This window comes from Sphingomonas mali NBRC 15500, from assembly GCF_001598415.1.
In the GTDB taxonomy this organism is placed as follows: Bacteria; Pseudomonadota; Alphaproteobacteria; order Sphingomonadales; family Sphingomonadaceae; genus Sphingomonas; species Sphingomonas mali.
Genome location: NZ_BCYX01000002.1, coordinates 227576 through 247439, shown reverse-complemented (window position 1 = coordinate 247439; position 19864 = coordinate 227576). Strand labels below are relative to the sequence as shown.

Sequence of the window (19864 nt, the reverse complement as noted above, 5' to 3'; positions counted from 1 at the left end):
GTCTGAAGGGCCGTTTGGACTACGCCTCGCGCGCGGCCGTCATTGTCGGCCAGGCGCGCGCGCCGGAATTGATGTTGACCGAGCGGTCCATCACCAGCCGGTCGCCAGCGACGCTGAAAACGAACGTGTCGCGGAACGCCGATTCGAGGAAATGGACGACCAGCTCGATCCGGTTCTCCGCGATCCAGCGAAGCCCGGCCGCGGTGGGCATGCCGTCCATGCGGTAGCCGTGGTGAAGGTCGGCGCCGGGCAGGTACGCGGGCGCGATCGCCCAGCCGTCGCGCCCGGCAATCAGGCGATGCTCGCCTTCGCCATCGACCAGGACGATGCGGGCTTCGTCCTGGTCGAACTCGAATGCCAGCTCGGTCAGCCCCTTGTCGTTCGACGTCATGATCCAGCGGCCGGCGAACGCGGCGGGGTCGGAGGGTGCGGTCGAGACGAAGGACGCGGGCTCGCTCCACCTTTTGAGGCGTTCCGCCAGCGCGACATCGGTGGCGGCATCGGTGCCGTTCCCGAAGGCGGCGGGAAAGTGGCGGTCGAGATGCGGCGTCACGACCTTGCTCTCGTCCATCGCGGCGTTGAAGGCGAGGACGGCGTTCGAGCCCGGAAACACCCGGACCATCTGCACGAACACGCCGAGCATGGCGAAGTGACCGTCGCCGACTACCCAGTGATAGCCATATTGGTCGCCCGGTTCGCCGGCATGGATCCGCGTTGCCTCGGCGACCCAGCGTTCGGACAGGATGCGCTGGCCCTGCCACAAACCGCGCTGTGCATGCAGGACGCCGAGCTTCAGGCCGTCGGCGGTCGTGAAGCTGATCCCGTTGCCGCCGGGATTGATGCCGTCGGGCCCGACATCCCAGCGGATGTTGGTGATGCCGAGGGGATCGAACAGCCGCGGTTTCAGGAAGTCGTGGATCGTCTGTCCGGTAACGCGCGTGACGATCGCCGACAGCATGTAGCTCGCCGCGCTCGAATAGACATAGGTGGTGCCCGGCTCGTGATCGAACGGGATGCGGAAGAATTCGGCGATCCAGCTCGTCGCGATACCGCGCCAGATCGATCCCGATACTTCGGTGCCCTGGCCCGAGCGCATCGTCAGCAAATCCTCGACCGTCATCCGCGCCGCGCGGCTGTCCGGATCGATCGCGACTTCGGGAAAGAGCGGCGCGACTTTCTGGTCGAGCGTTAGCCGCCCGGCATCGACCAGCATGCCGATCGCGCAGGCAGTGACGCTCTTGGTCATCGAATGCGTCATGCGCAGCCGGTCGCCGCTATACGGCCAATGCCAGCCCTCCGCGACGACCAGGCCGTCGCGCCACAGCATCAGATTGTGGAGCTCCAACCCGGCCGCCTCGACATCGTCGATAAACCCCAGGATTTCGCGCGAATCGACGCCCGCGCTCGACGGCGAGCCGCGGCGCAGGCCGTCCGGGGAAGGGGATGCAACAGACGGAGGAGAAGATGCCACGAAGGGGTCCCGAACAGGGGCTGAAGGGTCCCGGACGGTTACTGCCCGCCCGATCCAGCGTCAATGATTTTGTATTATTCTTGTCAATAGTTCAAAATTTGCCTATCGACCGCGAACGGGCTCGGGCGCTGTCTCGTGCTTGTTCCGACTCTCTGACTTTCCCGGTGCGGCGTGATCCGAAAACCAACCTATCTGAAATGGCATCGCTGGCTGGGCCTCACGGTCGGGCTGTTTCTGATGGTCCAGGGGCTGACCGGCGCGATCATGGCGTTTCGCGATGCGCTCGAGCCGGTCGTCGTCCCGTCGCTGATCGTGCCGGAGCGTCCGGCGCGATTGCCGGTGCAGGGCCTGCTCGATGCGTTCCATCGCGCACACCCCGATGCCGAGCTGACGCGCGTCGAATTTCCCGATGCCGCCAACCAGGCGGTGATCGTCAAATCGACCATCACGAAGGCACGCTGGCTGACCGCTATCGATCCATTCGATGGTCATGTCATTCATGACGGCACCGCCACCGCCTGGCCGCTCGAGTTCATCTTCAACATCCACGAGCAATTGCTGTCGGGACCGGTCGGCGAAACGCTGATCGGAATCGAAGGGGTCTCGCTGCTGTTCCTGACGATCATGGGGTTTTCCTATTGGTGGCCTGGCCGGAAGCGGCTGAAGCAGGGGTTCCGCGTCAAGCTCGACGGCAGCAATGATCTGCGCTGGCGGACCTTGCACCGCGCGGTCGGCGGCGGGGTCGCGCTCATCCTGTTGATGTCGGCGACTACCGGCGTGCTGATGGTGTGGAAGGAACAGGTCCGTACGGGCATGAACCTGGTGGCGACAACCGAGAGCCGCCCGTCACCCAAGGTCGCCAAGAGCGATGGCCCGGCGATGGTTCCCGTCGATCCGCTGATCGCCCGGGCCAAGGCGGTCTATGGCGACACCCCGCTGCGCCAATTGCGTTTTTCGAGCGGCGGCCGCGTCGTCGCGGTGTTCCTTGGCAGCAATCACACGATCCGCGCCGACGGTACCAACCAGGTCTATTTCAACCGCTATGACGGCAGCGAGCTCGCGCACTATGTCGCGGGCAGGCAATCGGGCGGGGCCGAGTTCCTCGACTGGGTCTACACCGTCCATACCGGATTGTGGGGCGGGGCAGTGACCCAGGCGATCATGCTGCTCACCGGCCTCACTTTGTTCGGCATGGCACTCAGCGGTTTGTGGCTGTGGTTCACGCGCACGCGGCGGGAGCGAGCGCGCAAAGCCGCGCGCGCCAAGGATCAAGGGGAGAAAGTTGCGATGAAGGTTGTCGGCCAATGACGCGGTTGCTGGTGCTGCCCGGCGATGGGATCGGGCCCGAGATCACCGCCTCGACGACCGCGGTCGTGCGTGCGGCGACGGGCGGCAGCGTGACCTTCGACGAAATGGCGATCGGTGAGGCGAGCCTGGCGGCATCGGGATCGACCCTGCCGGACGCGGTGATGGCGGCCGTGCCGCAAGCCGATGGCGTGATCCTGGGGCCGGTGTCGCACTACACCTATCCCGCCGGCCAGCCCAATCCGTCGGCGGCGTTGCGCACCGGGTTCCAGCTCTACGCCAACGTCCGGCCGTGCCGGTCGCGCGAAGGGCTCAGCATCCTGCGCCAACCGATGGACCTGGTGATCGTGCGCGAGAATACCGAAGGCTTCTATGCCGACCGCAGCATGTATGCCGGGCCGGGAGAATTCATGCCCGACGCCGACAGCGCCTTCTCGATCCGCAAGATCACCGCCTTGGCGTCGCGCCGGGTGGCACGCGCCGCATGCGAGATCGCCGCGGCGCGGAGCGGCAAGCTGACCGTCGTGCACAAGGCGAACGTGCTCAAGCTGACCGACGGCCTGTTCCTGCGCGAAGTGCGCGCCGTCGCCGCCGAGTTCCCGACGGTGACGCTCGACGAAGTGATCGTCGACGCCGCTGCGGCGTTGCTAGTGCGCGATCCGGCGCGGTTCGATGTCATCGTCACGACCAACATGTTCGGCGATATTCTGTCTGACGAAGCCTCGGAACTCAGCGGCAGCCTGGGGCTGGGCGGATCGATCAACGCCGGCGATGACATCTGCGTCGCGCAAGCGCAGCATGGTTCGGCGCCCGATATCGCCGGCAAGGGTGTCGCCAACCCGACCTCGCTCATCCTGTCGGCGGCGATGCTGCTCGACTGGCTCGGGCGGCGGAAGTCGGACGCCGCACTGGCCGATGCCGCCACGCGGATCGAGCGCGCGGTCGACCGGGTTCTCGACGATCCGCAGATGCGGACGCGCGATGTCGGTGGACCGCTCGGCACCGATGCCTTCGCCCAGGCGGTAGTCGGCGCGCTATGAACGTGACGATCAATCCCGCGACGGGCGAGGCGATCGCCGAGTTCGAGCTGCACGATGACCGCGCGGTCGATGCCGCGCTCGACCGCGCCGTCGCCGCGCAGCGCGCGTGGCGCTGGACGTCGCATGACGAGCGCCGCACCTTGCTGAAGCGGCTTGCCGTCGGGTTCCGCCGCGAGCGTGACGCGCTTGCCGCCATCGTCACCGAGGAAATGGGCAAGCCGATTGCGGAGGCGCGCGCCGAGGTCGCGAAATGCGCGCTCAATTGCGATTTCTACGCCGATGCCGCCGCCGGCATGCTCGCCGACGCGCCGGTCAAGGACGCGCCGGGCGCCTTCGTCGCCTATGAGCCGCTCGGCGTGGTGCTGGCGATCATGCCGTGGAATTATCCGATCTGGCAGGTCGTGCGCTTCCTCGCACCCGCCTTCGCCGCAGGCAATGGCGCGATCCTCAAGCACGCCGCCAACGTCCCGCAATGCGCGATCTCGATCGAGCGGATCGTCGCCGAGGCGGGTGCGCCTGAGGGGCTGTTCGCCAGTCTGCGCGTCGAGCCCGAGACGGTCGGCCGGCTGATCGCCGATCCGCGCATCGCCGCGGTCACGCTGACCGGGTCGACCCAGGTCGGGATGATCGTCGCGGGGCAGGCGGGCAATGCGCTCAAGAAGCAGGTGCTCGAACTCGGCGGATCGGATCCGTTCGTCGTGCTCGCCGATGCCGATATCGATCGCGCGGCGACGATGGCGGTGACGGCGCGCTTCACCAATGCCGGGCAAAGCTGCGTCAATGCCAAGCGCTTCATCGTCGATGCCGCCGTGGCCGATGCGTTCGTCGAGGCCTTTGCGGCAAAGTCGAGTGCGCTGATTCTCGGCGATCCAATGGCCGAAGGCACCACGCTCGGGCCGCTCGCCCGCGCCAATTTGCGTGCCACAATCGCCGATCAGGTAGAGCGGAGCATTGCCGCCGGCGCGCGGCCCGTGATCGGTGGATCGATGGGCGAGGGGGCGGGGTTCTTCTACCGGCCGACCATCCTCGACCATGTCGCACCGGGCATGGCGGCGTTCGACGAGGAGACGTTCGGCCCCGCCGCCGCGATCATCCGTGCGCGCGATACCGAGGAGGCGGTGGCGCTCGCCAACCGTACCGCGTTCGGGCTCGGCGCCTCGATCTGGACGCGCGACACCCGGCGCGGGATCGAGCTCGCGCGTCGGATCGACGCCGGGGCGGTGTTCGTCAACGCCATGGTCGCGTCCGATCCGCGCGTCCCGTTCGGCGGGATCAAGGCATCGGGCTATGGCCGCGAGCTCGGCGACCTGGGCCTGCGCGAATTCACCAACGCCAAGACCATCCGGAGCGCCGCATGACCCCGATCGTCCTCACCCCCCAGGGTCTGCCGGTCAAGGATCGCGGCGGCGGCATCGTCACCACGCCGCTCGTCACCGCCGGGCGCGGGTCGCGTGCGATGCTGACGGGCATTACGCGGATCGCGCCGGGCGCCGCGGTACCGCTCCACACGCACAATTGCGAGGAATGCGTCGTCGTGCTGTCGGGCAGCGGCGTCGCGCATATCGACGGCACCGATCATCCCGTCTCGCCCAACGACACCAGCTGGATCCCGGCGGAAATCCCGCATTGCTTCCGCAATATGTCGGACAGCGAGGAAATGGCGATCTTCTGGACCTATGCCTCGATCGACGCGACGCGGACGATCGTCGCAACCGGGGTGACGACGCGGATCGACGAGGAACGGTAGGGCTGCTCCGCGGTGCCGCAAATCCGTTCGTCACCCCCGCGAAAGCGGGGGCCCATCTCATGGACGGGCAACAACAACTGACGGCCGTAATGCACTCGAGTGCCGGAGATGGGTCCCCGCTTTCGCGGGGATGACGGTGTGTGGGGACGGGCTGTCCCTCCCCTCACGCCGAACTCAGCAGCAAACTCGTCTCGCTGTTCAACACCCCATCGATCAGCCGCACCTCGCGCAGCACGCGGTCGAAATCGCCCAGGCTGTCCGCGCGCAATTCGGCGATCAGGTCCCAGCCGCCATTGGTAGTGTGGAGCGTGTGGAGCTCGGGGATTTCCTTCAGATTGCGGATCACCGCGCTGGTCGCGCGGCCCGCCACTTCGATCATCATCACCGCGCGGATGCTCGACGTCTCGTCGCGCGCACGAACGGTGAAGCCCAGGATCGTGCCATTCTCGACCATCCGCGCCACGCGCTTCTCGGCGGTCGCGCGCGAGATGCCGATGCGCGTCGCGAGTTGCGCCATCGGCGCCCGGCCGTCCTTGCGCAATTCGGCGATCAGCCGCCGGTCGGTCGAGTCGAGCTCCTGCATGATCGAAATGCTCCTTGCGGCTGAGCATTCTGCACCGCCGTTGTATTTTTATCCAGCAGTAATGCAATTATGTGGAGCGTTTCGCCGTCCTAGCATCCTCGCTCGAAAGGATGATGGTCATGCGCTTAGTCGAGGTAGCTCACGTCGTTGAACTGGTCCGGCGCAAGGGGCTGGGCAATCTGCTCCGCGAGCTGGCCGATTATATCGCGGCGGATTATGGCCGCTGGCCCGAATTCGACAAATCGCCGCGCTACGCCAGCCATTCGCCCGGCGGCGTGATCGAGCTGATGCCGATCGCCGACAAGCAGGATTTCGGGTTCAAATATGTCAACGGCCATCCCGCCAATCAGGCGGCGGGGCTGCAGACGGTGACCGGGTTCGGCGTGCTGGCGGACGTCGCGACCGGCTATCCGCGATTGATCGCGGAGATGACGATCATGACTGCGCTGCGCACCGCGGCAATGTCGGCGCTGGCCGCGACCTATCTCGCCCGGCCCGGCGCGCGGACGATGGCGATCATCGGGCTGGGGGCGCAGGCCGAATTCCAGGCGGAGGCGTTCCGCGCGTTGCTCGGCATCGACCGCCTGCGCATCTACGACGTCGATCCCGCCGCGACCGCGAAATTCCGCGCCAACATGGCCGATCGCGATTTCGCGATCACCGTCGCGCCGTCCGCGCAGGAAGCGGTCGAAGGCGCCGACATCGTCACCACGGTGACCGCGGACAAGAAGCGCGCGACGATCCTGTCAGACAACATGATCGGCTCGGGCGTGCACATCAACGCGGTCGGCGGCGATTGTCCGGGCAAGACCGAGCTCCAGGATGCGATCCTCGACCGCGCCAGCGTGTTCGTCGAATATTTGCCCCAAACGCGGATCGAGGGCGAGATCCAGCAGAAACCGGCCGACTTTCCGGCAACGGAATTGTGGCGCGTGATTGCCGGCGAGACCCCGGGTCGCGCGCATCGCGACGAGATCACCTTGTTCGATTCGGTCGGCTTCGCGATCGAGGATTTCTCGGCACTGCGCTATCTCGACGACGTGGTGGGCGAAGCGGGGCTCTACAGCAATATAGACCTGCTCGCTCGGCCGAGCGATCCGCGCGACCTGTTCGGCGTGCTTACCGGAGCTGGATCGACAGTGGCGGGTGGCGCCGAAACCCTGCTTGCGCGCCAAGCTTGAGTATCGCCGAAGGCCCGCCAAAAAGTTCCTTCGCGGTCGTCCCATCTAAGGACAGTGGTTAACCAATCTTAACGATGGCCGGAATCGTAAATGGCGCGTTAACTACTGGCTATGCCAGGGTATCTCCAACTCGCCCCGCGCGGGGCCAGCCATTCCTTCCGCCGTCGGCTCGGGCTTGGCGGCGAGACGCGGCGACGTAATGACGATGGCGACCTGAAGCTCTTCGTATTGAGCTTCACCGCCTTCTTCATCTGTATCTACACGCTCATCCTTTGACGCGCTGCGCCGCCGGCTTCGGCTAGTCGCAGGCCTTGTGCAGCTTCTGCGCGAGCCAGGCCGAGACCGGACACATCGCGGCGACGACGAACAGCATGTTGGTCGGGGTCACGCCGACATGCGACAGCGCGGTGACCATGGCCGCGCCGATCGCCATCGAGCCCGAATTGACGACATTGTTGGCCGCGACCGTCCGCGACGTCTCGTCCTTGGTCACCGTCGTCGTCAGGAAGGCGTAGAGCGGCACGACGAACATCCCGCCGAAGATCGCGATCCCCATCAAGGCGCCGATCACCAGCAGCGCGCGGGGCATCGCGATGAATTCCAGCCAGCCGTAATAATGGCCGACCGCGGGCGGCCACGTCTTGCAGAGGATCGAGAACAGGACGACGAACCCGCCCATGATCAGGACCGAGGCGGGGCCGTATTTGGCCGAGGTATGGCCCTTGAGCAGCGAGTTGATCGCGACCGATCCGATCGCGATGCCGATCGAGAATAAAGCGGTCAGCAGGGTCGCGACATGCTTGTCGGCGGTCAGCACGTTCTTGGCCAGCGGCGTGAAGATGATGATCAGCACCGCGCCCATCGTCCAGAAAAAGCTGATCGCGCAGATCGCCAGGAACAGGCGCGGAATGTGCATCGTCCCGCTGATCAGGCGCCAGGACGAGGTGAAGGGATTGTAGTTGATCTTGAGCTCGGGGCCGACGCGCGGCGCCGGCGGCACCCGGCGTCCCGCGAACCAGCCGATTGCCGCGACGACCAACGTGCCGATCACCGCGTGTTCGACCTTCATGAAGCCGGCGAGCACGGTTCCGAGCAGGATCGCCAGATAGGTCGCCGATTCGACTAGCCCGGTACCGCCCAGCACTTCATCCTCTTCCAGATGCTGCGGCAGGATCGCGTATTTGATCGGGCCGAAAAAGGTCGAGTGGATGCCGAGCGCCAGCACCGCGGTCAGCATGAATGCCATGCCGATGACGGTATGGCCTGCTTTGGCGAGCAGCAGCCCGCTGCCGCCGACCACCATGATCACGATTTCCGCGGTCTTGACGATGCGGATGATCTTGCTCTTGTCGTTGGCGTCAGCGAGCTGTCCGGCAAGCGCGGACAGCAGGAAGAAGGGTATGATGCTGATCGCGGTGGCAAGCGCGGTGAAGCTCTGTTCGTACTGGGGGTTGTTGTAAATCTGATAAACCACGACGATGACCATCGCCTGTTTGAACAGATTATCGTTGAAGGCACCGAGGAACTGCGTGACGAACAGCGGCAGGAATCGGCGCTCCTTCAACAAGCCGAGCGCACTATGCATTACGAGTTTGGGGCCCCGTCGTGGCGAAAGAAGCCGGTCCCTTAGCCGAGCGGCATAGGCAGCGACAATCGTTCAATTGGTAAATGTGGTTTGGCGCGGGGCACTTCCGCCGACATTGCCGGTTGAGGGTACACACCTTAGGAAGTGCGATCATGTGGACTCTCCCCAACATCCTGACCCTGTCGCGCATCCTCGGCGTGCCCTTGCTCGTCGCCTTCTTGTGGTGGCCGGGCTGGGCGCTCGGCTATGCGTTCGCCTTCGTCCTCTATGCGGTGATCGCGCTGACCGACTATCTCGACGGCTATCTCGCCCGTGCCCAGGGGACGGTGTCGAAGCTCGGCATCTTCCTCGATCCGATCGCCGACAAGATCATGGTGGCCGCCGTCGTCCTGATGCTGGTCGCGACTCGCGACATTGGCGGTTGGCATGTGATCGCGGCAATCATCATCCTGGCGCGCGAGATCATGGTGTCGGGGTTGCGCGAATTCCTCGGCGGTCTCCAGGTCTCGGTCCCGGTGTCGCAGCTCGCCAAATGGAAGACGACGCTCCAGCTCGTCGCGCTCGGCGCGATGATCCTGGCGGGCGCGCTGCCTGCCTGGCCGATCGTCCATAGCATCGGACTGGTCGCTTTGTGGGGCGCCGCCGCGCTCACCCTGGTCACCGGGTGGGACTATCTGCGCGTCGGCCTGAAGCACATGGACTGATGGCGGCGATCGACCTGCTCTATTTCGCCTGGGTGCGCGAAAGCATCGGGATCGGCCACGAACGCGCGACGCCGCCGGCCGAGATCGCCGACGTCGCCGGGCTGATCGATTGGCTCGCGGCGCGCGGCGGCGGCTATGCCGAGGCGCTGGGCGACAAGACCAGGCTGAGGGCGGCGGTCGATCAGCTGTTCGTGCCGCTCGATGCGTCGATTGCGGGAGCGCGCGAGATCGCGCTGTTTCCGCCGGTGACCGGCGGATGATCCGGATCCGGGTCACCGACGCGGCGATCGACGTCGCCGCGGAGCTGGGCGCGCTCGAGCGCGCCGGCGGCGGCGCGGTGGCAAGCTTCACCGGGCTGGTGCGCGACGATAATGGCGTGGAAGAACTGTTCCTCGAACATTATCCCGTCGCCACCGAAAAGGCGCTGAGCGACCTGGCGGCGGAGGCGATCCAACGCTGGTCGCTGGCCGCGGCGACCGTGATCCATCGCGTCGGCGCAATGACGCCGGGCGAGCGCATCGTCTTTGTCGGTACCGCCGCGGCCCATCGCGCCGCGGCGTTGGAGGCGTGCGCCTTTCTGATCGACCGCCTCAAGACCGATGCGCCATTCTGGAAGCGAGAGACGCGTGGGCAGGACGCGCGCTGGGTCGGCGAGCGCGACAGCGATCGCGACGCCGCTGACCGCTGGAAGCGGTAACCGCGGCGCCGCGGACGGAGATCAGTTCAGCTTGGGCAGCAGCACGCCGTTGACGACATGGACGATGCCGTTCGACTGGTGGACGTCGGGCGTCTCCAGATAGCTGACATTGCCGTTGACGCTGGTCAGCGTGACGACATTGTTGCCGGTGATCGTCACCTTGAGCGGCTGGCCGGCGACGGTGGTCAGCGTGGCGGTGCCGTTGCCGGCGGCGATCTGCGCCTTCAATTGGGCGAAATCGATCGTGCCGGGCACGACGTGATAGGTCAGCACCTTCGCCAGCAGCGCCTTGTTCTCGGGCTTCATCAACTGCGCGAGCGTGTCGGGCGGTAGACGCGTGAAGGCGTCGTCGGTCGGCGCGAACACGGTGTACGGCCCTGGACCCGACAAGGTGGCGGTCAGATCCGCGGCGGTAATCGCCTTGACCAATGTCGAGAGGTTGGGCGCGGCGGAAGCGTTGGCGACGATGGTCTTGGTAGCGTCCATCGGCGCGCCACCGACCGAAGGATTGGGAGCGGCGGTGGCGGCGGGGGCAGGGGTCGCCGCCTGCGGTGCGGATCCGGCCGGCGGTGCGGCGGGCGTGGTCTGGGCGAGAGCGGGAAGGGCAAGGACCGGCGCGAGGACGAGCGCCGGGATACGCAACAGCTTCATTCTATGAGCATCCTTTCATGGGTGCACCCGTGCCGGGTGTCCTTCAGGATACGCTCGGATGGCCCTTAGGTTTCCCATCGCCCGACGCGAAAAAGCGTCAGGCCGCCGCCTTGAGGATGTCGGCCAGCAGCCGAAAGTCGCGTTCGCGCGGCGATGCGCGCCGCCACACCAGCGCGATGGTGCGCGTGGCATGATCTCCCGCCAGCGGCCGCGCGGAAATCGCGGTATTGTCCAATATGCCCGATTGCACCGCCATTTCGGGCAGCATCGTCACGCCCAATCCATTGTCGACCATCTGCACGATAGTGTGGAGCGACGTTCCCATCATCATCGCGTGCGCGCCCAGCTCGGGGCGGTTGCAGGCCGCTAGTGCGTGATCCTTCAGGCAATGTCCGTCTTCGAGCAGAAGCAGTCGATTCTCGTCGATATCGGCCGCCGCAATCTTGGCGGGGGGATTGGGTAGCTCGCTATCGGGAAAGGCGACGAACAGGCGGTCGTCGAACAACCGCGCCGCGGTCACCTCGCCGCAAGCATAAGGCAGCGCGAGCAACACGCAGTCGGTGCGGCCATTGTGCAGGCCTTCGCACGCCGTGCCCGTGGTTTCCTCGCGCAGAAACAGCTTCAGGTCCGGATAGTCGCGGCGCAGCACCGGCAGGATGTGGGGGAGCATGAACGGCGCGATCGTCGGGATGACGCTCATGCGCATCTCCCCCGATAACGGCCGGCCGGCAGCGCGTGCCATGTCGCCCAGCTCTTCCGCTTCTCGGATCACGCGCCTAGCCTTGTCGGCGATGCGGTCGCCGAGCGGCGTGAAGCGCACGACGCGCCGCGTCCGCTCGACCAGGGTCACGCCGATCAGTGTCTCGAGCTCGCGGATCCCCGCCGACATGGTCGATTGGGTGACGAAACAGGCTTCGGCCGCGCGGCCGAAATGGCCGTGGTCCTTGAGCGCGACGAGATATTGCAGCTGTTTCAGGGTAGGGAGGTAGGTCGTCATTTATCGTCTCACTCGATCAAGGATCCGTAAATAACCTATTGGATCGTTTAAAAGCCAGCCTATATGCGACCCGCAGGAAGAGGCCTGAAGGCCCGCCGATCCTCGAGAGGATGTCCAAGAAGGCCGACCCCAATTCAGGCAGGAGGCCCAGAATCATGTTGACCGTCGGAGACAAGTTCCCCGCTATCACCGTTCCCGTCCAGCAGGGCGTCGACGCCTTGCCCGCCGGAGAGACGATCGACGTCACCACCGCCGCTCCCGGCAAGTGGAAGATCGTGTTCTACTGGCCGAAGGACTTCACCTTCGTCTGCCCGACCGAGATTGTCGGCTATGCCGGGCTCAAGGGCGATTTCGAGGATCGCGACGCGGTGCTGATCGGCGCCTCGACCGACACCAGCCATGTCCACCTGGCGTGGCGCAAGTCGGACCCCGACCTCGCCGCGGCCGATTTCCCGTGGATCGCCGACAATGGCGGCAAGCTGGCCTCGGCGCTGGGCATCCTCGATGCCGATGAGAATGTCGCTTATCGCGCCACCTTCACGGTCGATCCCGATGGCGTGATCCAGGCGGTGCAGGTCAACGGCCTCAACGTCGGCCGCAACCCGCAAGAGACGCTGCGCGTGCTCGACGCGCTCCAGACCGACGAGCTTTGCCCGTGCAACTGGAATAAAGGCGACGACGTCCTCAAGGTTGCCGCCTAACGTCTTCGTCTAACAGATGCGGCCTTGGATCAGGGCCGTATCCCCCGGCGCGGGGTCTTTCCCCCCCTCGGCCCCGCGCCACCTTCTTCCTGACCTTTCGCCCCGGCTTCGGCCGGGGCCTTCCCAACGCCGGCGATCACCGCCGCGAGGAGCATATCGCATGTCGCTCAAGGATTTCGCCCAGTCGCTGCCCGATTTCGCCAAGGACATCCGGCTCAATGTCGGTTCGTTGCTCAACGAGACGTCGCTCGGCGATCAGCGCAAATACGGCCTGGTCCTGGCCTGTGCGCATGCCTCCGGTCACAAGCCGCTGGTGGAAGCAGCCGAAGCGGAAGTCGCCGGCAAGCTGTCGCCCGAAGCCGCCAACGCGGCGCGTGCGGCGGCCGCGGTGATGGCGATGAACAACGTCTATTACCGCTTCACGCATCTCGCCGGGAACAAGGAATATGCCAACATGCCGGCCAAGCTGCGCATGAACGTGATCGGCGCGCCGGGCATCGAAAAGGACGATTTCGAGCTGTTCAGTCTGGCGATCAGCGCGATGAACGGCTGCGGCCTGTGCATCGACGCGCATGAGAATGTGCTGAAGAAGGCCGGCGTGACGGCGCAGGCGATCCAGGACGCGGTGCGCTGGGCGGCGGTGATGAAGGCAGTCGCGACGGTTCACGCCGCGATAGCGTGAGTCGTTAGGTCCTCGCGCCAGATCTCTCCGGTCCGACGCCTGCCGCCGCGGCATAGAGGGTCGCCGCCCGCAAGAAGCAGAGCCCGGCGAAGACGGGCGTGACGGCGACGATCAGCATCGAATAACGGATAGCTTCGTCGCCGAACCGCGGGGCAAGCAGATCGTTGAGCACGCCCACGGCGGTCGGGCCGGCCGCGTCGCCGATCAGGCTCGCGCCGAGCAGGATGACCGCCGTGGCGAGCGCACGGCGCCGCTCGCCGACGATGTTCACCACCGCGGCGTAGATCGGCGCCTGATGGATCAGCATGAAGAAACTGCTGAGCGCGAAGCCGCCCAGCCAGGCCGAATGCGAATTGCCGAGCAGGAACAGCGCTTCGGCCGGGCCGGCCAGCAAGCAGGCGATCGCGGGAAGGCCTACCCGCCAGGCGATACGCTCCTTGGGCAAGCGATCGATCAGCACGCCACCGATCAAGATACCCAACAGGCCGATGAACCCGCGCGTCGGGCCGATGATATTCGCGACGTCGCCAACGCTCAGATGGTGCACGCGCATGAAAAAGGAGGGCACCCATGCCCCCGATGCCCAGATGTTCGCCCCCATCAAGGTCACGCCGGCGAAGATCCAGGTGAAGCAGCGGTTGGCGAAGAGTGCGCGCAGGTCGGTTGCCAACGAACGCGCGATCGGCAGGCGGGCGGGGGGCGGCACGGTCCGTTCCGGTTCGCGAACCGTGAAGATCACCAGCAGCGCGAGCAACAGTCCCGGCAGCCCCATGGCGATGAACATCGCCCGCCAGCCATAGGTCTGCGCTATCCACCCGGCGAGCGGGAAGAACAGGATGAAGGCCAGAGGCGAGGCTGTTCCGAACAGAGCCAGCGCGAGGGGCCGCCGTTCGGCCGGGAAGCGATCCGCGATCAGCGAATTGGACGGGGCGGTTCCGCAGGCTTCGCCGGCTCCCATCAGCAGCCGCACCACCGCCAATTGCCAGATGCCGCCGATCAATCCCGTGCACGCCGTCATCAAGCTCCAGAAAGCGAGGCCCGCGGCGATGATGTTGCGCCGGTTGGTGCGATCGGCTGCCCAGGCGATCGGAATGCCGAGCAACGAGTAGAAAAGAATGAACGCCAGCCCCGAGACCAATCCCAGTACGGTGTCGGACGACCCCAGCTCGCGCTTTATCGCGGGAAGCGCCAGGCCGAGCAGCGAACGGTCGAGATAGTTCGACACCGAAACCAGGGTCAGGACAAATAGCGGCCATGTCGCCGACCACGGCCAGCGCCGCGTTTCGCCGGAATTGCTCATAAGCGCGATGCCCGTGTTTCCTGTGCGGTGATGAATTCGAGCAGCGCCGGTTGCCCGGCTTCGGTCGCCGCGATCCCTCGCCGGATGGCGGGGATGATCTCGTCGGGCGAGGTGACACGCTCGCCATATCCGCCGAGCGCGCGCGCGAAGTCGGCATAATTCCCCGAAATGTCGGTCGCGCGGAAACGTTCGGTCGCCACGGGCATGATCGGCAATTCGATCGCCATGGCCGAATTGTTGAGCAGGATGGACAGGATCGGCAGCCGCTCGCGTGCCGCCGTCTCGAAATCCATGCCGGTGAAGCCGATCGCAGCGTCGCCCCAGACGTTGATGCATAGCTTGTCCGGACAGGCGAGCTTGGCGCCCATCGCCAATCCGAGGCCATAGCCGAGCTGGGTGGTCTTGCCCCAACCGATATAACTGAGCGGCGACCTCGTCTTCCAGTAAGGCGAGAGCTGGTCGCGCGGCGACCCCGCATCGTGCGTGATGATCGTGTTGGCGACGTCGACAGTGCGCTGCAGGTCCCACAAGACGCGATAGGGGCTGAGCGGCGCGTCATCGCTTTCGAGCAGCGGCAGCCATTCGGCGAGCCATTGGGCTTCGACCTCGGCGATCTCGCGGGCAGCCGGGCCGGGATCGCGCGGGCCGTCCAGCCGGTCGCGACAGGCCGCGACCAGCATCGCGAGGGTCAGCTTCGCATCGCCGATGAGCGCATCGATACAGGGCACGCTCTTGTTGATGTCGGCGGGATCGAGCGTGGCGTGAACGATTGCCGCACCTGCCGGCATCGCCACCCCGAACGCGGTTTCGGACAGGCTGCAGCCGATACCGAGAATCAGGTCGGCGCGGTCGAGGAAATGGCGAAGCTGGCCCGGAATCGCCGCGCCGCCGGAGCCGAGCGCGAGCGGATGCGTCTCGTCGAACGCGCTTTTGCCTTCGAGGCTCGTCGAAACCGGCGCGCCCAGCAATTCGGCGAGTATGCGCAATTCGGCATAGGCTTCGGCCCAATGCACGCCTTGCCCGGCATGGATGACCAGCCGCTTCGCCGCGACCAGACGATCCGCCACCCGGGCAATTGCCTCCGGGTCGGGGGCGCTGCGGGTAGTGACGACGGGCGTGTAATCGAGCGGTTCGGAGAGTTCCTCGTCGAGCACGTCCCACGGCATTTCGACGAGCGCGGGACGAAGCCGCCCGTTGCGCAGCGCGCTGAACGCGCGGCGCAGGATGGCGGGCGTATCCTCGGCGCGCAGGATCGGCTCGCACGTCTTGGTGATGTCGCGCATCGAAATGCTGGCGTTGTAATTGTCGGGGACGTGCGCCAGCCGCCGGGCATAGCCCTGCGGCAGCACCAGCACCGGTACGCTTTCCGAATAGGCCTGGGCGACGCCGCCATAGGCGTTTTCGGTGCCGGGGCCGTGCTGCATCGCGAACACGCCCATCCGCCGTCCGCGCGTGAGCCGCGATAGCGCATCGGCCATGTGCACGCCGGTGCGCTCCTGGCGGACGATGATCGGGCGGATGCCGATCGCCGCTGCCTGTTCGAGCACTGCATTGCGCGGGTAGCCGAAGATGACGTCGATCCCCTCGCGCGCGAGTATTTCCGCGATCGCCGCGCTGACCTTCATGATCGCATGAGGTCCGATGGACCCAGTGGCCGCTCGCCGATCACGGTGGTGCGGACCAGATGCCGCCGCTCATATTGGAAATCATGCACGCCGCGGTGGAGCGTGAAGCGGTTGTCCCACACGATCAGCGTGTCCTTCTTCCATTTCACGCGGCAATGATAATGGAGGTGCTGGGCCAGGCTCTGCAGATAGGCGAGCAAGGCGCGGCTTTCTTCCTCGCTCCATCCGACGAAGCGCTTGAAGTAAGCGGTCGTCGCGAACAGCGCCTTGCGCCCCGTCACGGGATGGACGCGCACCGCGGGATGGATATTTTCGAGTTCGTCCTCGGTAAAGTCATGGCTCTCGCGCAGGCGCAGCCGCTTTTCGGGTGCGAGCTTGGCATTCTTTGCCCAGATGTCCTTGCCCGAATACACCACCTGAAGTCCGTCGAGCAGCGCCTTCAGCCCGTCGGACATATGTTCGTAGACGAGATAAGCGTTCGAAAACGCCGTATCGCCGCCCCATTGCGGCACCTCGAGCGCGCGCATGACGACGCATTTGGGCGGTTGAAGGAGGAATGGGCTGTCGGTGTGGAAATGCTCGAACGAGGGCACGACATTCTCGGGCTCGTGCGCTTCGCGGCGCACCTCCTGCATGTCGCGATGGCCGTCATAGATCGGGGCCTGCGGCAGTTCGGTGATCTCGCCGAAATAGCGGGAAAAATGCTTGTGCTGCTCCGGCGTCAGATCCTGGTCGCGGAACAGGATCACCAGAAAATGTTCGAACGCCTTCATGACCTCGGCGAGTGTTTCGTCATCGAGCGGTCGGCGCAGGTCGACGCCGCTGATCTCGCATCCGCAGGCGCCCGAAATGGGCTTTACGCCGATCCGATGAAATTCGGGCATCGGCAGCCCGGCGACGATCGGCCCGCTTCCCCTTTCGGTTGTGACGGGGTTGGGTTGAGAGACCATGACAAACTCCACTGGATTCGAATTGAGGCGAGAGCCGGGGGGCGGCGCTTTTTCGCCTTCGCTCAGAATTTCCGCTTGAGGGTGACAGCCCAGGTCCGGGGTTCGCCCGGTGAGCCCTGGATCGAATTGGTGGACCCGCGATTGTCGAAAATGTCGGTATAATAGAGTTTGTTGGTAAGGTTGCGGCCCTCGATCGCCAGCGACCAATCGTCCTTTGGCGTCCGGAAGGTGAGTCTCGCATTGACGAGCGTCCGTCCTTTCACCTCGCCGAAGATGTCCTTGCCGCCAGTCACGGCGTCGACATTGTTCGCGTTACGATTGAACGAGTCCTGGTGATCGATATCGATCCGCGGCGTCAGTTTTGCGCCGCTGGCGAACTCGAAATCATATTGCGCACCCAGGCTCCACTGCCAGGGCGAGATATATTGGCCCTTGTCTTCCACGCCGATGCCGGAGCTCGCGGCGGCCGCCGAGATCGAGGTGTATTTGAAGTAGAGGTAGGCAAGCGAGGCGTCGATGGTGAAGCCATCGACCGGGTGCAAACTCAATTCGGCTTCCGCGCCCTTCACATCCGCCTTGCCGGCGTTGAGCGGAAGCGCGCAAGGCGCCGCGGGTACGCCCGGTAGCGGGCAACTCGCCACGGTAACAAGGATGTCATTGTACTTGTTGAGAAACGCGCTGACGTTCAGCCGCATGTGACGGTCGAAAAGATCGCTCTTGAACCCCGCCTCATACGCGGTCAGCGTCTCGGGTCCGAACGCCAGCGCCTGAGCCGGGAAGAAGGGCCGCGGATTGACGCCGCCACTCTTGAAGCCGGTCGAGACCTGGGCGTAGGTCATGATCTCGTCCGACCAGCGATATTGGAGGACGGCGCGCCAATCGACGCGATTGCCTTTGAATGTCCCGACCAGGCCGTCGAGCGAGGCGATCGATGGCGGCGTCGCCCCTCCCGTCGAGGATCCGGGAATCCCCTTGCGCCCGTAAATGAAGCTCTTGGTCATGTCGGTATATCGGATGCCGCCGACCAGATGGAGGTTCTTGAGCGGCTCCCAATCGCCATTGGCGAACACGGCTTTGGTGGTCGCCGGAATCTTGTTGTTCTCGATGAAGTTGAGCGTCGTGAGCGTAACCCGCGTGATGTTCTGGCTGCGCTTGTGCAGATAATAGCCGCCGACGGTGAAGTTGAACGCCGAGCCGATATTGCCGTTGAGCCTGAGCTCCTGGCTGAACTGGCGATTGTAGATCTGGCTCGCCTGCAGCGTCGGCGAGAAGGGCGACCCATCGGCCGAAGAGTAGACGCCATCGAACTTACGGTAGGCGGTGATCGACGTGATGCTGAAATCGGGCGACAGATCGACTTTCAGATTTCCTGACACGCCCCAGGAATTGATCGCCGATTTGATCGGGGCGGACCAAGGCGCCGATCCGTCGCGCGGCTTGAGTTCCATGTAATTTTCGTAACTTACGTACGGGCTGGAGCTGAATGTATCCTGCGCATAATTGCCGAACGGCGAATAGCTGATGAACTGCGATCCGGTGGAGGTGCCGTATCGCACGCCATTGAGCGTATAGGCGGGAACCGAGGTCCCCGTTGTTGCCGATCCGGTGTTGGCGACGCCGGGATTGGCGTTCTGCCCGACATAGAGCAGGGTCGTCGGCCCCGCCTCGCTGTCGTCCCGCGTGATGTCGGCCACGACATCGAGCGTCACGTTGCTGCTCGGCTCATACCGCAGGGCCAGGCGACCCGCGACATAGTCCTTGCCGCCTTCGGTTCCGAGCTTGCACGATTGCGAATTGACCAAAGTCGACGGGATCGCCGTGCCTGGGTGCGTGCAGGCATAGTCGTAGCGCGTGATATAGCCGTCCTTGTGGACAGCCGTGCCCGAGATGCGTGCGAAGAGATCCGGCAGGATGGTGAAGTTGGCGGCGCCGCGCAATTCGACCCGGTTATAGGCGCCATAGGTCGCCTGGACATAGCCGCCGCCCTTGCCGTCCGGTTTCTTCGAATAGAGCTTGATCGCCCCGCCGATCGAATTCTGCCCGGCGAGCGTGCCCTGCGGCCCGCGCAGGATCTCGACCCGATCGAGATCGATCAGGTCGAGCAACGAACCGTGCAGCGTCGGCAGATAGACGTCATCGATATAGAGGCCGACGCCGGGTTCGAGCGCAAAGCTGGTGTCGCGCTGTCCGACGCCGCGGATATAGGCGACGACCGCGGGGCCATAGGTCGCGGGCGCCTGGCGCAGCGTGACGTTGGGAGCTTGGTTGCCGATATCGGCAATGCTGGTCTGGCCGCGTGCTTCGAGCATGCTTCCCGACACCGCGGTGATCGCCAGCGGCGCGTCCTGCAGCCTCTGCGACCGGAACTGCGCGGTCACGACAATGTCGTCCTTGGACGGTGCTTGCTCGTCCTTTTGATCCTGCGCGCTGGTGTCCTGCATGTCTTGGGCCAGCGCGGGCGCGGCGACGGACATGGAGCCGGCAAGCGCGAGGATCGAAGTAGCCGCACGGAGCGCAGTCAATCGAATTGCCATAGTGCATCCCCCCTAGGGTTCGTCGCGTGCCTTTGCGGCATCGCCGGAGCGGAGATGGACATGTTGAACAATCAACTGTCAAGGCAATTCCAAATTCCGGAAGTTCAATTC

Annotated in this window: 20 protein-coding genes; 11 read left to right on the top strand and 9 right to left on the bottom strand. The window is 65.0% G+C overall.

The annotated features are described in order from the left end of the window. Positions 1 to 19: 19 nt before the first annotated feature. Positions 20 to 1471 carry a serine hydrolase domain-containing protein gene (locus SMA01S_RS03295; RefSeq protein WP_084250019.1) on the bottom strand — a complete coding sequence of 484 codons (1452 nt, stop codon included), beginning with the start codon at positions 1469 to 1471 and terminating at the stop codon, positions 20 to 22. A 171-nt stretch (positions 1472 to 1642) separates the two neighbouring features. Here SMA01S_RS03295 and SMA01S_RS03290 point away from each other — a divergent pair, with 171 nt between their 5' ends. The 4 genes from SMA01S_RS03290 to SMA01S_RS03275 are packed head-to-tail and all read left to right on the top strand — an operon-like array spanning position 1643 to position 5563. Further along, complete coding sequence (locus SMA01S_RS03290; RefSeq protein ID WP_066817220.1) at positions 1643 to 2779, top strand: PepSY-associated TM helix domain-containing protein; 1137 nt, start codon at positions 1643 to 1645, stop codon at positions 2777 to 2779. Continuing rightward, the gene (locus tag SMA01S_RS03285) at positions 2776 to 3816 is read left to right on the top strand and encodes an isocitrate/isopropylmalate dehydrogenase family protein (RefSeq protein ID WP_066817218.1); all 1041 of its coding nucleotides are present in this window, start codon (positions 2776 to 2778) and stop codon (positions 3814 to 3816) included. Before SMA01S_RS03290 ends, SMA01S_RS03285 begins: the two co-directional genes overlap by 4 nt. Next, positions 3813 to 5174, top strand: coding sequence for an NAD-dependent succinate-semialdehyde dehydrogenase (locus tag SMA01S_RS03280; RefSeq protein ID WP_066817217.1), 1362 nt, complete (start codon positions 3813 to 3815; stop codon positions 5172 to 5174). Before SMA01S_RS03285 ends, SMA01S_RS03280 begins: the two co-directional genes overlap by 4 nt. Then, the gene (locus SMA01S_RS03275) at positions 5171 to 5563 is read left to right on the top strand and encodes a cupin domain-containing protein (protein ID WP_066817216.1); all 393 of its coding nucleotides are present in this window, start codon (positions 5171 to 5173) and stop codon (positions 5561 to 5563) included. The genes SMA01S_RS03280 and SMA01S_RS03275 overlap by 4 nt, the downstream gene beginning before the upstream one ends. Before the next feature lie 163 nt (positions 5564 to 5726). Here the strand turns inward: SMA01S_RS03275 and SMA01S_RS03270 are convergent, their stop codons facing one another. Beyond that, positions 5727 to 6146 (bottom strand): Lrp/AsnC family transcriptional regulator, encoded by a 420-nt coding sequence (locus tag SMA01S_RS03270; RefSeq protein ID WP_084250018.1) that lies wholly within the window; start codon positions 6144 to 6146, stop codon positions 5727 to 5729. 119 nt (positions 6147 to 6265) lie between these two features. Here SMA01S_RS03270 and ocd point away from each other — a divergent pair, with 119 nt between their 5' ends. Then, the gene (gene ocd / locus SMA01S_RS03265) at positions 6266 to 7327 is read left to right on the top strand and encodes an ornithine cyclodeaminase (protein ID WP_281179132.1); all 1062 of its coding nucleotides are present in this window, start codon (positions 6266 to 6268) and stop codon (positions 7325 to 7327) included. A 111-nt stretch (positions 7328 to 7438) separates the two neighbouring features. Continuing rightward, positions 7439 to 7603, top strand: coding sequence for a hypothetical protein (locus tag SMA01S_RS24430; protein WP_157093768.1), 165 nt, complete (start codon positions 7439 to 7441; stop codon positions 7601 to 7603). Positions 7604 to 7625: 22 nt separating this feature from the next. Here SMA01S_RS24430 and SMA01S_RS03260 read toward each other — a convergent pair whose 3' ends face one another. Beyond that, positions 7626 to 8912, bottom strand: coding sequence for an MFS transporter (locus SMA01S_RS03260; protein ID WP_066817213.1), 1287 nt, complete (start codon positions 8910 to 8912; stop codon positions 7626 to 7628). Between the two features lie 152 nt (positions 8913 to 9064). On the opposite strand from SMA01S_RS03260, the gene pgsA reads away from it, so the two are divergent. From pgsA to SMA01S_RS03245, 3 genes are read left to right on the top strand one after another with little or no spacing between them, the layout of a single operon-like run. Further along, complete coding sequence (gene pgsA / locus SMA01S_RS03255; protein WP_066812266.1) at positions 9065 to 9616, top strand: CDP-diacylglycerol--glycerol-3-phosphate 3-phosphatidyltransferase; 552 nt, start codon at positions 9065 to 9067, stop codon at positions 9614 to 9616. Further along, positions 9616 to 9876 (top strand): molybdopterin converting factor subunit 1, encoded by a 261-nt coding sequence (gene moaD, locus SMA01S_RS03250; protein WP_066817210.1) that lies wholly within the window; start codon positions 9616 to 9618, stop codon positions 9874 to 9876. Before pgsA ends, moaD begins: the two co-directional genes overlap by 1 nt. Continuing rightward, positions 9873 to 10313: a molybdenum cofactor biosynthesis protein MoaE gene (locus SMA01S_RS03245; protein ID WP_066817208.1), complete on the top strand. Its 441-nt coding sequence runs from the start codon at positions 9873 to 9875 to the stop codon at positions 10311 to 10313. The genes moaD and SMA01S_RS03245 overlap by 4 nt, the downstream gene beginning before the upstream one ends. Before the next feature lie 21 nt (positions 10314 to 10334). Here the strand turns inward: SMA01S_RS03245 and SMA01S_RS03240 are convergent, their stop codons facing one another. Next, positions 10335 to 10964 (bottom strand): fasciclin domain-containing protein, encoded by a 630-nt coding sequence (locus tag SMA01S_RS03240; RefSeq protein ID WP_066817206.1) that lies wholly within the window; start codon positions 10962 to 10964, stop codon positions 10335 to 10337. 97 nt (positions 10965 to 11061) lie between these two features. After that, positions 11062 to 11961, bottom strand: a complete 900-nt coding sequence (locus SMA01S_RS03235; RefSeq protein WP_066817205.1) for a hydrogen peroxide-inducible genes activator — start codon at positions 11959 to 11961, stop codon at positions 11062 to 11064. Between the two features lie 155 nt (positions 11962 to 12116). Here SMA01S_RS03235 and SMA01S_RS03230 point away from each other — a divergent pair, with 155 nt between their 5' ends. Next, positions 12117 to 12662, top strand: coding sequence for a peroxiredoxin (locus SMA01S_RS03230; protein ID WP_066817203.1), 546 nt, complete (start codon positions 12117 to 12119; stop codon positions 12660 to 12662). 160 nt (positions 12663 to 12822) lie between these two features. Beyond that, positions 12823 to 13344 carry an alkylhydroperoxidase, AhpD family gene (gene ahpD, locus SMA01S_RS03225; protein ID WP_066817201.1) on the top strand — a complete coding sequence of 174 codons (522 nt, stop codon included), beginning with the start codon at positions 12823 to 12825 and terminating at the stop codon, positions 13342 to 13344. A 4-nt stretch (positions 13345 to 13348) separates the two neighbouring features. Here the strand turns inward: ahpD and SMA01S_RS03220 are convergent, their stop codons facing one another. The 4 genes from SMA01S_RS03220 to SMA01S_RS03205 all read right to left on the bottom strand — a co-directional run bounded on the left by SMA01S_RS03220 (position 13349) and on the right by SMA01S_RS03205 (position 19741). Next, entirely contained in the window at positions 13349 to 14644 is a 1296-nt protein-coding gene (locus SMA01S_RS03220) for a spinster family MFS transporter (RefSeq protein WP_066817200.1), read from the bottom strand. Then, positions 14641 to 16269, bottom strand: coding sequence for a thiamine pyrophosphate-requiring protein (locus SMA01S_RS03215; RefSeq protein ID WP_066817198.1), 1629 nt, complete (start codon positions 16267 to 16269; stop codon positions 14641 to 14643). The genes SMA01S_RS03220 and SMA01S_RS03215 overlap by 4 nt, the downstream gene beginning before the upstream one ends. Further along, a complete protein-coding gene (locus SMA01S_RS03210) occupies positions 16266 to 17153 on the bottom strand; it encodes a TauD/TfdA dioxygenase family protein (protein ID WP_066817196.1) in 888 nt (295 codons plus the stop codon). Before SMA01S_RS03210 ends, SMA01S_RS03215 begins: the two co-directional genes overlap by 4 nt. 128 nt (positions 17154 to 17281) lie before the next feature. After that, positions 17282 to 19741, bottom strand: a complete 2460-nt coding sequence (locus tag SMA01S_RS03205) for a TonB-dependent receptor (protein WP_169804175.1) — start codon at positions 19739 to 19741, stop codon at positions 17282 to 17284. Positions 19742 to 19864: the final 123 nt, after the last annotated feature.